Source organism: Streptomyces sp. NPDC012474 (genome assembly GCF_042955185.1).
GTDB lineage: Bacteria > Actinomycetota > Actinomycetes > Streptomycetales > Streptomycetaceae > Streptomyces > Streptomyces cahuitamycinicus.
In genome coordinates this window covers 52728-66196 of record NZ_JBIBEP010000028.1, presented here as the reverse complement: position 1 = coordinate 66196, position 13469 = coordinate 52728, and the positions used below count along the sequence as shown (strand labels likewise).

The 13469-nt window shown below is 72.0% G+C and carries 8 protein-coding genes; 1 reads left to right on the top strand and 7 read right to left on the bottom strand.

What is annotated here, in order from left to right; genetic code table 11:
• Nucleotides 1–707: maltotransferase domain-containing protein (locus tag ACFY9S_RS37975; RefSeq protein WP_391138293.1), on the bottom strand; the 707-nt coding region annotated here is incomplete at its 3' end.
• A gap of 215 nt (nt 708–922) precedes the next feature.
• Entirely contained in the window at nt 923–2125 is a 1203-nt protein-coding gene (locus tag ACFY9S_RS37970) for a S8 family serine peptidase (RefSeq protein ID WP_391138290.1), read from the bottom strand.
• 276 nt (nt 2126–2401) lie between these two features.
• On the opposite strand from ACFY9S_RS37970, the gene ACFY9S_RS37965 reads away from it, so the two are divergent.
• Nucleotides 2402–5020, top strand: coding sequence for an alpha-glucan family phosphorylase (locus ACFY9S_RS37965; protein ID WP_391138288.1), 2619 nt, complete (start codon nt 2402–2404; stop codon nt 5018–5020).
• Nucleotides 5021–5122: 102 nt separating this feature from the next.
• Here the strand turns inward: ACFY9S_RS37965 and ACFY9S_RS37960 are convergent, their stop codons facing one another.
• The 5 genes from ACFY9S_RS37960 to ACFY9S_RS37940 form a co-directional block, all read right to left on the bottom strand.
• Nucleotides 5123–5659, bottom strand: coding sequence for a DUF1990 family protein (locus tag ACFY9S_RS37960; RefSeq protein ID WP_391138299.1), 537 nt, complete (start codon nt 5657–5659; stop codon nt 5123–5125).
• A 74-nt stretch (nt 5660–5733) separates the two neighbouring features.
• Nucleotides 5734–7380, bottom strand: coding sequence for a M4 family metallopeptidase (locus ACFY9S_RS37955; protein ID WP_391138285.1), 1647 nt, complete (start codon nt 7378–7380; stop codon nt 5734–5736).
• Between the two features lie 293 nt (nt 7381–7673).
• Complete coding sequence (locus tag ACFY9S_RS37950; RefSeq protein WP_391138282.1) at nt 7674–9734, bottom strand: M4 family metallopeptidase; 2061 nt, start codon at nt 9732–9734, stop codon at nt 7674–7676.
• Nucleotides 9735–9904: 170 nt separating this feature from the next.
• The gene (locus ACFY9S_RS37945) at nt 9905–11677 is read right to left on the bottom strand and encodes an ABC transporter transmembrane domain-containing protein (protein WP_391138279.1); all 1773 of its coding nucleotides are present in this window, start codon (nt 11675–11677) and stop codon (nt 9905–9907) included.
• Entirely contained in the window at nt 11674–13449 is a 1776-nt protein-coding gene (locus tag ACFY9S_RS37940; protein ID WP_391138276.1) for an ABC transporter transmembrane domain-containing protein, read from the bottom strand. The genes ACFY9S_RS37945 and ACFY9S_RS37940 overlap by 4 nt, the downstream gene beginning before the upstream one ends.
• Nucleotides 13450–13469: the final 20 nt, after the last annotated feature.

The window sequence follows — 13469 nt, the reverse complement described above, 5'->3', positions numbered from 1 at the left end:
TCCACCAGCAGCGGCAGCGGCTCGCTGCTGGTGACCAGATCCCGCAGCGGATGCCGCGCCAGGACCTCCTCCACCTCCGGCGTCAACGCCCCCGCCAGACGGGCCGCCGCGGGGCGGTCCTCGTCCCGCAGGGCGTCGACGGCGGTGAGGATCACGTCGCGCAGTCCCTCCTCCTCGGGTACACCGGCGGCCGCCCGCTCGTACAGTCGCGCGCCCTCCTCCAGGACGACGTCCGTGTCCATGCCGGCGGGGATCTTGATCTCGGCGTGGTGGCGCCAGGTACCGACCGGGTCCCCCCAAGCCTCGACGGTGAACGTCCACAGACCGGGTTCCCCGGCGGTGACCTCGGCGCCCCAGCGGTCCGTCCCCGGGGCCAGCTCCCGCAGAGGTGTCCACGGGCCGGGCCGGCCCTCGGGGTCCTTCAGGACGACATTGGCCGCCACCGCGTCGTGCCCCTCCCGGAACACGGTCGCCGAGATCTCGAAGGTCTCGCCGGTGACGGCCTTGGCCGGCCGGCGTCCGTGCTGGACCACCGGGCGGACATCGAGTACGGGTATGCGCCCGACGGCGGTCGCGTCGCCAGGTGGTGATGGCGAGGCCGCCGGACCGGCATCGGCCGGGCGCGCGGGGCGCGCTTCGCCGCCGGGTGCGCGCGCCCCGGTGGTGCGGCGGCTGGGGGGTGCTGGCGAATGGTGCTTGGCGGGCATGACCGCTCCTGTCCGCGTCAACGTGGGTGGGCGGAGGTCAGTGGGGAGGTGGGTCCTGCGTGGTGCTCCTGAGAGGGGTACCCGCAGGAGCCTTCCCACCCTATTCGGGTGGGCAATCCGGCACTTTGTTAACTACTCACGCGTATGTCGACACACAAGACCGGCCTCGTCCGCGACGGACGAGGCCGGCCTCCTGGCATGGCTGCTCCTTCGCCCTACACGCGCGGTACCCGCAGTAACTTGTCCGGCGAACCGAGGCCCCGGCCGGAGACCTTCCCGGTCGCTGCTCCGGCCGTCAAGGCCCTCCCGACCTGGGCCGGAGTCGCATGTCGATGATCGTCCAGATAGAGCGCGGCGGCTCCCGCGGCGTGCGGGGACGCCATCGAGGTACCCGAATGAGTGGCCCGCGCGGTGTCGCTCGCGGCGGAGGCGGAGGTGATGCCGACACCCGGGGCGAACAGATCGAGCGCCGGACCGTGGTTGGAGAAGGCCGATTTCGTATCCCCCCGGTCGGTCGCCCCGACCGTGATGGCCTGCCTGACGTTCCCCGGGGAGTACAGGCCGGCCGGCCTGCCGTCGTTGCCCGCGGCGACCGTGTAGGTGACGCCGGAGGCGATGGAGGCGCGGACGGCGGCGTCCAGCCGGCCGTTGCGCGGGCCGCCCAGGCTGAGGTTGGCCACCGCGGGTTTCCTCGCGTGCCGGGTCACCCAGTCGATCCCGGCGATCACCCGGGCCGTGGTGCCCCCGCCCGCGGCGTCGAGGACGCGCACGGAGACGATCCTGGCCTTCTTGGCGACGCCGTGAACCGTCCCCGCGACCGTCCCGGCGACGTGGGTGCCGTGGCCGTTGCCGTCGGAGGCGACCCGGTCGCCCCCGACGAAGTCCCAGCCGTGGCCCGCCCGGCCGGCGAAGTCCCGGTGGGTGATCCGGACGCCGGTGTCGATCACGTAGACCGTCACCCCCGCGCCGGCCGGGCCGGGCCAGGTGTAGCTCCGGTCCAGCGGCCGCTCCGGCTGGTCGACGCGGTCCAGCCCCCAGGACGGGGGGTTTCTCTGCGTGCCGTCGAGCCGCACGCGGGTGTCCTGGACGACCGAGGCGACCCGGGGGTCGGCGGCCAGCCGCGCGGCCTGTCGGTCGCCCGCGCGGACCGCGTAGCCGTTCAGGACCGTGCTGTACGTATGGCTGATCTCCACCCCGTACTTTTCGGCGAGGCCCTTTCCGGCCGCCGACCGGGCCCCCGTGCCCTCCTTCAGTGTCACCAGGTAACTTCCGTGCACGGAGCCGGGTGATCCGGCGCCGAGTATCCGCCCCTCCGGTACGGCGTGCGCGGGCGGGGTGATGGCCGAAAACGCCGCGGTACAGACCGCCGCCGCCAGGCCCCCCGTCCTGCGCAGGCGCCGTTCGCGCGTCCGAGCCATGGTCCGAGTTCCCCTCCTCGACTCGGCGTACGGCTGCCGCGCGGCGCCGCGTACGGCGGCACGGGACGGGTACGCCAGAGGCAGCCTCTCGTGACGTGTGAAGCACCACAAGGACGCCTATGGGTGCGGAATCGGCCATATCCGTAGATGGTGCTGTTCAGGCCGATCGGGGGTCGGGTGGCGGAGCCTCAGCGGCACAGGCACCGACGCCGGTACTGTCGTAGGAGACGTCGTCGAAGCCCTGCGAAATCCAGCGAACGCGCCGAGGTGGAACCCGTGAAGGCGATCCGTCGATTCACCGTCCGACCCGTTCTCCCCGACCCCCTCCGGCCGATCGGTGATCTGGCCCGCAACCTGCGCTGGTCGTGGCACGCGGAGACCCGTGACCTGTTCCGGTCCGTCGACCCCGAGCGGTGGGCCGCCTCGGGCGGCGACCCCGTCCGGCTGCTCGGCAGCGTGCCGCCCGCGCGGCTCGCGGAACTGGCCGCGGACGGCCCGTTCCTGCGCCGCCTCGCCGAGGTCGCGGGTGATCTGCACGACTACACGACCGGCGACCGCTGGTACCAGTCCCAGCCCGAGGAACTGCCCGCCGCGATCGCCTACTTCTCACCCGAGTTCGGCATCACGGCCGCCCTGCCCCAGTACTCCGGCGGCCTCGGCATCCTGGCCGGCGACCACCTCAAGGCGGCCAGCGACCTCGGCGTCCCGCTGATCGGCGTCGGCCTGCTCTACCGGCACGGCTACTTCCGCCAGACCCTGTCCCGGGACGGCTGGCAGCAGGAGCACTACCCCGTCCTCGACCCGAACGAGCTGCCCGTCGCCCAGCTGGAGGAGCCCGACGGCACCCCCGCCCAGGTCTCCCTCGCCCTGCCCGGTGGCAAGCAGCTGCACGCCCGGATCTGGCTGGCGCAGGTCGGGCGGGTCCCGCTGCTGATGCTGGACTCCGACGTCGAGGAGAACGACCTCGGCGAGCGCGGCGTGACCGACCGGCTCTACGGCGGCGGCAGCGAACACCGGCTGCTCCAGGAGATGCTCCTCGGCATAGGAGGTGTCCGGGCGGTACGGACGTACTGCCGGCTGACCGGCCACCCGGCGCCGGAGGTGTTCCACACCAACGAGGGACACGCCGGGTTCCTCGGCCTTGAGCGGATCGCCGAACTCTGCGCCGAGGGGCTGGACTTCGACTCCGCACTGGAGTCGGTCCGCGCCGGCACCGTCTTCACCACCCACACTCCCGTCCCGGCCGGCATCGACCGCTTCGACCGCGAACTGGTCGCCCGCCACTTCGGCCCCGACGCCGAGCTGCCCCGCATCGACGTCGACCGCGTCCTGCGGCTCGGCATGGAGAGCTACCCGGGCGGGGAGCCCAACCTCTTCAACATGGCCGTGATGGGCCTGCGCCTGGCCCAGCGCGCCAACGGCGTCTCCCTGCTGCACGGCCAGGTCAGCCGCGAGATGTTCTCCGGCCTGTGGCCGGGCTTCGACGCCGACGAGGTGCCGATCACGTCCGTGACCAACGGCGTGCACGCACCCACCTGGGTCGCCCCCGAGGTGTTCCGGCTCGGAGCCCGGCAGATCGGCGCCCAGCGCGCCGAGGACGCGCTGACCGTCGGCGGCTCGGACCGCTGGGACGCCGTCGCCGACATCCCCGACCAGGACATCTTCGAACTGCGCCGGGTCCTGCGCGAGCAGCTCGTCGAGGAGGTGCGGGAGCGGCTGCGGGCCTCCTGGCGGCAGCGCGGCGCCCATACGGCCGAGCTGGGCTGGATCGACGGCGTCCTCGACCCGGACGTTCTCACCATCGGCTTCGCCCGGCGCGTCCCCTCGTACAAGCGCCTGACGCTGATGCTGCGCGACCGGGACCGGCTGATGGACCTGCTGCTGCACCCGGAGCGGCCGATCCAGATCGTCGTCGCGGGCAAGGCGCACCCGGCCGACGACGGCGGCAAGCGGCTGGTGCAGGAGCTGGTGCGGTTCGCGGACGATCCGCGGGTGCGGCACCGGATCGTGTTCCTGCCGGACTACGGCATGGCGATGGCGCAGAAGCTGTACCCCGGCTGCGACATCTGGCTGAACAACCCGCTCAGGCCGCTGGAGGCCTGCGGTACGTCCGGCATGAAGGCAGCGCTCAACGGCTGTCTCAATCTGTCCGTCCTCGACGGCTGGTGGGACGAGTGGTTCCAGCCCGACTTCGGCTGGGCCGTCCCCACGGCCGACGGCGCCGGGACCGACCCGGACCACCGCGACGACATAGAGGCCGCGGCGCTGTACGACCTGCTGGAGCAGCGGGTGACGCCCCGTTTCTACGAGCGCGGGCAGAGCGGGCTGCCCGACCGGTGGATCGAGATGGTCCGGCACACGCTGAGTCTGCTCGGGCCGAAGGTCCTGGCCGGGCGGATGGTCCGGGAGTACGTGGAGCGGCTCTATGCGCCCGCCGCTCTCTCCCACCGGTCCCTGGGCCCGGACACGGCGCGGGATCTCGCCGAGTGGAAGGGGCGGGTGCGGGCGGCTTGGCCGGGGGTCACGGTCGACCACGTGGAGACGTCGGCGTCCGACACTCTGGCCGAGCTCGGTACGACGCTGGGCTTGCGCGTACGGGTCGCCCTCGGCGATCTCGGGCCGGACGACGTGGAGGTGCAGGTCGTCTCCGGGCGGGTGGACGAGGCGGACCGGATCGGGGACGCGACGGTCGTGCCCCTGAAGCCGGTGGGCTCCGCCGATCAGGAGGGGCGCTGGGTTTATGAAGGACCCTTGTCGCTGGATCGCACCGGGTCTTTCGGGTACACGGTGCGGATCCTTCCCGCGCATCGGCTGTTGGCGTCCAGCGCGGAGCTGGGCTTGGTCGCCGGGCCCTCCGAGGAGCTGGTGGCGGCGGCGGGGTTGCTGATGCGGTGAGTTCGCCGGCTGCGGCGCGTGGGGGGACGGTCGCGCCCACGCGGCGCAGCCGCAGATCCGTGCCGCCCCGCGGAGCCGCTCACCGATACGGCCCCGCGCCCCTCAGGCTTCCGTGCCGCCCTGCGTTGCCAGGTTGCGAAGGACGCTGCCGCACCTGCGTGCGTACGCGTGCTGGAAACCCCTGGTGGCGGGGCCGCCGGCCTTCGCGTACCACTTGGCCGCCCGGCTGAAGGCGTTCACGGTGAGCCACACCGTGCCGTCGCCCGTGCGGTCGACCATGAAGGACTCCTCGCCGGTCTCCGGGTGCCCGGGCAATGTGCCGTAGGCCCAGCCCGCCCGGCGGGGTTCCTCGACCGTCCAGACCACGCGGCAGGGGGCCTTGATCATGCCGGCGAGGGTGACCGTGACGTCCACGCCGGGGGCGGCGCGCTCCGCGGTCGCGTCGATGCCGACGCCCATGGCCCGGTGCATCTCCCAGGTCAGGACCGCGTCCGAGGCCCGGCGGAAGACCTCCTCGCCCTCGCCGAGGCGCGTGCGCACGTTCATGGGGTGGAAGCCCGGCGGGCAGAAGCCCTGGTCGCGGGTGGCGCCGACGTCGGCGTAGGTGAAGTCCTTCGGATCAGGATGAGACACGGTCACCAAGAGTAGGGCGGTACCCGGAGCCGCCTTCGCTCCGGGTACCGCCCTACGGTTATGCCGGGGTCGTGCCGGGGTCAGCCGACGTTGACGGCGGACCAGGCCGACGCGACCGCCTTGTACTCGGTGCTGCTCGCTCCGTACAGCGCCGACGCCGCGTTCAGGGTCGCCGTACGGGCCTGCGCGTACTTGGTCGTCGACGTCATGTACGTCGTCAGCGCCTTGTACCAGATCTGCAGCGCCTTGGTCCGGCCGATGCCGGTGACCGTGGAGCCGTTGGACGTCGGCGAGTCGTAGGCCACGCCGTTGATGGTCTTCTTCCCGCTGCCCTCGGACAGCAGGTAGAAGAAGTGGTTGGCGGGGCCCGAGGAGTAGTGGACGTCCAGGCCGCCGAGGCTGGAGGACCAGGCGTCGGCGGAGTCGCCGTCCTTGCTGGGCTTGTCCATGTAGCGCAGCGGGGTGCCGTCGCCGTTGATGTCGATCTTCTCACCGATGAGGTAGTCACCGATGTCGGAGGAGTTGTTGGAGTAGAACTCCGCGCCCGCGGCGAAGATGTCGCTGGTCGCCTCGTTGAGGCCGCCGGACTCACCGCTGTAGTTGAGGCGCGCCGTGGCCGACGTCAGGCCATGGCTCATCTCGTGGGCGGCCACGTCGAGCGAGGTCAGCGGGCGGGTGTTGCCCGAGCCGTCGCCGTAGGTCATGCAGAAGCAGCTGTCCGACCAGAAGGCGTTGTTGAAGTTGTTGCCGTAGTGGACGCGCGAGTAGGCCGCCTTGCCGTCGTTGCGGATGCCGCTGCGGCCGAAGGTGCTCTTGTAGAAGTCCCAGGTCACCTGGGCGCCGTAGTGGGCGTCGGCGGCGGCGGTCTCCAGGTTGGACGGGTTGCCGTTGCCCCAGATGTCGTCCGGGCCGGAGAAGAGGGTGCCGGTGCCGGATGTGCGGCGGTTCAGGTTGTACGTCTTGTGGCCGCCGCGCGTGCCGTCGGTCAGGTTGTACGCCGACCCGGACTTGGTGGTGGTGAGGTCGACCTTGCCGCTGTACGTGGTGGTGCCGGTGCCGGTCTCGATGCCCTGGTACTCGTAGAGCTTCTTGCCACTGGCGGCGTCGGTCACGACGTGGAGTTCGTTCGGGGTGCCGTCCTCCTGGAGGCCGCCGACGACCGTCTCGTAGGCGAGGGTGGGCTTGCCGTCGGCCGCCCAGATCACCTTCCGGGGCGCGGAGTTCGCCTCGGTCTTCTCCGAGCCGGCCGCCTTGGCGAGGGTCATGGCCTGCTTCTCCGCCTTGGCGGCGGTGACGGCCGGCTTGAGCGAGGCGACCTTGAGCGTGGCCTTCGTGGCTCTGGTGACGCCCTTGGCCGCGCCGGACTTCGACTCGTGCACGACGAGGTCGCCGCCGAGGACCGGCAGACCCGCGTAGGTGCGCTCGTAGCGGGTGTGGACGGTGCCGTCGGCGTCCTTCACGACGTCCTTGACGACCAGCTTCTCCTGGGCGCCGAGGCCTATCTCGTCCGCGGTCCGGGTGGCGTCCGCCTGCTGCTCCTGGATGAGCGCGGTGCGGGCGGGCGCGGAGAGCAGGACGGGCGCGGCGGCGAGCGCCGGCTTGCTCGCGGAGTCCGCGGCGACGCTGCTGCCGGGGGTCAGACCGGTGGTGAGCAGGGCACCGGCGGCGACGGCGGTGGCGATGGCGAGCGTCGCGCGCTTGTGACGCGCGTAGAGAGGGGAGGTCACACAAGCTCCTAGGTGTGGGGGAAGTGCTGGGGTGCTGTGCGGCGTGGGGGAAGAGTGGCACTTGGGGCGCGTACATGTCAGGAGTGGCGGTGATGTTGGCCGGAATTCGACGACGCGATGTACGCGAGGGCATGTGAAACGGACGCCGCCCCGGGGGATTCGAACCCACCGGGGCGACGCCCTGACTTGAGGGGACTGCGGCCCGTCGATCCACGGGCCTGCGGGCTACCGACCTACGGCCTACGGCTCACGGGCCACGAGAAGTACGGGCCTGTGGGCTGCGGGCCTGTGGCCTACGGGAACGTCAGCTTCCAGCTGTTGATGTAGCCGGTGTCGCGGGCCGCGTTGTCCTGCACCCGCAGCTTCCAGGCGCCGTTGGCCACCTCGGAGGACGCGTTCACCGTGTAGGTCGTGTCGAGGTTGTCCGCGCTTCCGCCGGTGCCGTATCCCTTCAGCGTGTACGCCGTGCCGTCGGGGGCGACCAGATCCACCTTGAGGTCACCGATGTAGGTGTGGACGATGTCCACCGCTACCTGGAGGTTGGACGGCGCGTTGCCCGTCCGGCCGGAGACGGTGACCGACGAGGTGACCGCCGCGCCCCGGTCCGGGATCGCCACGTCGGCGGTGTTCTCGAAGGACGTGCCGCCGCCGCCCCCGTCGCCGGGTCGGGTACCGACGTTGATGCCCGCCCACGCGTGCTGGACCGCCTTGTACTCGGCGCTGTCCGTGCCGTACAGCTCACCGGTGGCCGCGAGGGTGCCGGTGCGGGCGCCCGCGTAGTTGGTGGTCGAGGTGAACTTCGTGGTGAGCGCGCGGAACCAGATCTTCTCCGCCTTGTCCCGGCCGATGCCGGTGACCGGAAGGCCGTCCGAGGTGGCCGAGTTGTACGTGACACCGTTGATGGTCTTGGTGCCGCTGCCCTCGCTCAGCAGGTAGAAGAAGTGGTTCGCCGGGCCGGACGAGTAGTGCACGTCGATCGAGCCGATGCCCGAGTACCAGCTGTCCTTGGACGCCCCGTCCTTGCTCGGCTTGTCCATGTAGCGCAGCGGCGTGCCGTCGCCGTTGATGTCGATCTCCTCGCCGATGAGGTAGTCACCGACGTCGGAGGAGTTGTTCGCGTAGAACTCGACGGTCGAGCCGAAGATGTCCGAGGTCGCCTCGTTCAGGCCGCCGGACTCGCCGCTGTAGTTGAGGCCGGCGGTGTTCGAGGTGAGCCCGTGGGTCATCTCGTGCGCGGCCACGTCGATCGACGTCAGCGGGTTCGCGTTGCCCGAGCCGTCGCCGTAGGTCATGCAGAAGCAGCTGTCCGACCAGAACGCGTTGACGTAGTTGTTGCCGTAGTGGACCCGGGAGTACGCGCCCACGCCGTCGCCGCGGATGCCGCTGCGTCCGTGCACGTTCTTGTAGTAGTCCCAGGTCAGTGCGGCACCGTAGTGCGCGTCGGCGCCCGCGGACTCCAGGTTGGACGGGCTGCCGTTGCCCCAGACGTCGTCCGGGCCGGAGAACAGGGTGCCGGTGCCGGAGGTGCCGCGGTTGAGGTTGTACGTCTTGTGGTTGCCGCGGGCGCCGTCGGTGAGGTTGTACGTCGACCCGGACTGCGTGGTGGTCAGGTCGACCGTGCCGGAGTACACCGTGTTGCCGGTGCCGGTCTCGATCGCCTCCCACTCGAACAGCTTCTCGCCGGTGGTCGCGTCGGTGACGACGTGCAGTTCCTGCGGGGTGCCGTCGTGCTGGAAGCCGCCGACGACCGTCTCGTAGGCCACGACCGGCTTGCCGTTCGCGGCCCAGATCACCTTGCGGGGCTCGCGGTTGATGTCGGCGTCCTTGGCCTCGTCGGCCTCGCCGGCGGTCAGGGCCTGCTGCCGGGCCTTCGCGGCGGGCACCGCGGTCTTCGTCGTCGCCGGCTTGATGGCGGCGCGGGTGGCCTTCACGACGGCCGCGGTGGCGTCCGCCTCGGTGCTCTCGACGACCAGGTCGCCACCGAGGACCGGCAGGCCGTCGTAGGTGCGCTCGTAGCGCGTGTGCACGGTGCCGTCGCGGTCCTTGAGAACGTCGCGGACGACCAGCTTCTCCTTGGCGCCGAGGCCCAGGTCCTCGGCGGTCTCCGCCTTGCCGGCGTCGGCTTCCCGGATCAGCGCGGCGCGCTGGGCGGGGGTGAGCTTGACCGACTCCGAGCCGGGTATCGCCTTGCTCGCGGCCGACGGTGCCTTCTCCGGGGCTGCGATGGCGGTGCCGCCCTGGACGGCGGCGGCCATCAGCGCGGCGACGCCGGCGAGGGCCACGGCCGCGGTGCGGCGGGGGGTGTGGGGAGTGCGTCTGTGGGAGGTGCCTCTTCGCGAGGAACTGCTTCTCAACACTGACTCCTTCTGCGGGACCGGGGGTCGCCCGGCCTGGGGAGGTGGAGGTGTTGCTGTGGGGTTCCTGTGGAGCAGTCGTGGGAAGCGTGTCAGGGGAGTGCGCTTGCTGTCAGGACCGCGTCAAAACTATGGCCGGAAACGGTTCGTTGTCCGGAAGTTCATGTTCGCTATACGGACGCTTCGCCGCTGTCGGAGGGGTCCCCGTGCCAGGAGTGCCACAGGGCCGCGTAGGCGCCCCCGGCCGCCACCAGCTCGTCGTGCGTGCCCAGTTCGGTCAGCCGGCCGTCCTCCATCACCGCCACCCGGTCGGCGTCGTGCGCGGTGTGCAGCCGGTGGGCGACGGCGATGACGGTGCGCCCCTCCAGCACGGCGGCCAGCGCCCGCTCGGTGTGCCGGGCGGTCGCCGGGTCGAGCAGCGCGGTCGCCTCGTCCAGGATCAGGGTGTGCGGATCCGCCAGCACCACCCGCGCCAGGGCGAGTTGCTGGGCCTGCGAACCGTCGGCACGGCAACCGCCCTCGCCCATCCGGGTGCCCAGGCCCCGCGGAAGCTCCCGCACCCACGCGTCGGCGCCGACCGCGGCCAGCGCCTTCCACAACTCCTCGTCCCCGGCGGACAACGCGGCGATCCGCAGATTGTCGCGGACCGAGCCGAGGAACACATGGTGCTCCTGGGTGACCAGGACGACCTGGCGGCGCAGCCGCTCCGGCCCCAGCCCGACGACCGGCACGCCGCCGACCGTCACCGAGCCGGCGGTCGGCGCGTCGATGCCCGCCATCAGCCGGCTCAGCGTCGTCTTGCCGGCGCCGGACGGCCCGACCACGGCCAGCCGCTCCCCGGGGCGCACCGTCAGATCGACACCGCGCAGCACCTCGGCACCCCCGTCGTACGCGTAGCGCACCCCGGTGACGTCGATCCGGTCACCGTCGGGATCCGGACAGTCGCCCTCACCGGCGGCGCGCGGCGCCCGGGCCAGCCCCTCCACCCGGGCGAACGAGGCTCCGCTGCTCTGCAGTTGCTCGACCCGGACCAGGATCTCGTCCAGCGGGCCGCTCAGCTGGTGCAGATACAGGGCCGCCGCCACCACCGCCCCGAGGCTCATCCCGCCCGAGGAGTGCAGCGCGCCGCCGATCACCAGCACACCGGCCACGGGGAGGACGTACGACACCTCGACCGCCGGGAAGAACACACTGCGCAGGTAGAGGGTGTGGAATCGGGTGCGGCGGGAGGTCTCCAGGGCCTCCCGGCTCGCGGTGGTGCGCTGCCTTTCGAGGCGGAACGCCTCGACCGTGCGGGCCCCGTGCGCGGTCGCCGCGAGGATCTCCGCGACGTCCGAGGTGGCCGCGCCCTCGGCGAGATAGCCGTCCCGGGCCCGGCGCAGGTACCAGCGCAACGCCAGCCAGATCGGCGTCAGCCCCAGCACGCCGAGGGCACCGAGCAGCGGGTCCAGCAGGAACACGGCGCCGACCAGGAACATGCACTGGACCAGGTTGATGAGCAGGATCGGGCCGGCGTCCCGCAGCGTGTTGCCGACGGTCGTCACGTCGGAGGTGCCGCGGGCCGTCAGGTCGCCGGTGCCGGCGCGCTCCACCACCGACGCGGGCAGCGCGAGCGCGCGGTCCACGAACCGCTCCCGCACCCGGGCGAGGGTGCGTTCACCGAAGCGGTGGCCCACGTAACGGGCCCAGCGGGCGAGGAGCAGCTGGGCGAGGGCGCAGGCCAGGAGGACGAGGGCCAGCCGGTCCACGGCAGCCACGCCCTGCCCGGCGCGGACGTCGTCGATCATCCGGCCCAGCAGCCAGGGCCCTGCCAGACCGGCCAGGGCGGCGAGGGCGTTGACGCCGAGGACGGTGGTGAAGGCCCGGGTGTCGGCCCGTACGAGGCCGAGTAACGCCCGCCGGACGTCAGCCCGTTCGGCCACGGGCAGGTGTACGCGGCTCATCGGACGGCCTCCTCGTTGTCCCTGGCCACGAGGGCGCGGTAGCCGGGAGTGGTGTCGAGCAGTTCGTGGTGGCCACCGGAGGCCGCGACCTTGCCGTCGACCAGGTAGTGGACGGTGTCCGTGCGGTCCAGGACGAGGGGGGAGGTGGTGGTCACGACCGTGGTGCGGCCGTGCCGGGCCTTTCCGAGGCGCTCGGCGACGGTGGCTTCCGTGTGGGCGTCGAGGGCGGAGGTGGGCTCGACGGCGAGGAGGATCTCCGGGTCGGCGAGGAGCGCTCGGGCCAGGCGGATGCGCTGGCGTTGACCGCCGGAGAGGTTGCGGGCCTGGGCGGCCATGTGGGTGCTCAGGCCGTCGGGGAGGGCCTGGACGATGTCTTCGGCTGCGGCGGTGTGGAGGGCTTGCAGCAGCGCCTCCGTAGGTGCTGTGGCGTGTGGTGCGGCGTCTGCGGGCGGGAGATGGCTGGGCGCGCAGTTCCCCGCGCCGCTGCGTTCGGTGCCCCCCGATCCGACCGATTCGCCCAGGGGGCCCGCGAACAGGTCGGCTTCGTGGTCGGCCAGCAGGATGTGTTCCCGGAGCTGGGGGAGGGCGATGTCATCGAGTCGCACTCCACCCCAGGTCGCGTCCGAGGGGGTGTAGCGGCCGAGGCGGTCCAGCACCGTCACGGCGTCGGCCGGGTGTTCCGCGACCAGGGCCGTCAGGCGGCCGGGGAGGATCCGTACGCCGGACTCGGGGTCGTACAGGGCCGACGGCTCGGACGGGGCGTCCAGCGACCCGGTGTCCGGCATCGGCTCCAGCCGCAGGAACCCTACGACGCGTCGCGCGCACACCAGGCCGCGGCTGATCTGGTAGCCGCACTCCACCCAGAAGGACACCGGGCCCACCAGGACCGCCACATAGCCGTAGACCGAGACCAGTTCGCCCACGGTGATGTCGCCCCGCGCGGCCAGACGGGCCGCCAGCCAGGTCACCACCGCCAGGAACAGCGTCGGGAGTCCGATGCCGAGGGCCTGGACCCAGCTGGTCACCGCGCCGACGCGGTAGCCCTGTTCGCGCAGCCGCTGGGAGTCCCGGCGGAAGGCGTCCGAGACCAGGCCCTTGCCGCCCAGCCCGGCGAGGACCCTGAGGCCGCCGGCGAGGTCGCCGATCCGGGCGGTCAGAACGCCCTGGCGTTCACGGTACTCCGCCTCCGAGCCCTGCAGCCGCCCGAGCAACGGGCCGACCAGCAGGACCATGACCGGGATGCCGAGCAGGACGACCGCGGCGAGCAGGGGAGAGACCGAGATCAGCAGGGCGGCGACCACCAGATAGGCCACGACCGCGCCGACGCCGGGGCCGACGACCGTCAGGGACTGGCTGATCGTCTGCACGTCACCCACGCCGATCGTGACGACCTCGCCCGCCCCCATCTGCCGCGACAGCGAGGAGCCGAGCCGCACCGCCTGGCCGACGACGACCTTCACCGTGCGGAAGTTGGCGTCCATGCGGACCCGGGTCATGGTGCGGTGCCGCATGATGCTCAGCCAGGCGTTGAAGGCGCCCACCACGAACAGCGCGCCGCTCCAGAGCACCAGCGCGCCCATGTCGCCGGGCTCCAGGCCGTCGTCGATCGCCCGGGACATCAGGTACGGCGTCGCCGCCAGCAGCACCATCCACACGCTGCCGAACATCGCCCCGGCGGCGCACCGGCCGGGCTGCCGGGTGACCAGCCACCACAGGTAGCGGGCGCCGCCACGGCGGTCCGGTGTGCCGGGGTCCTCGTACGCGTCGATCATCCGCCCGCCCCTCTGCCGTC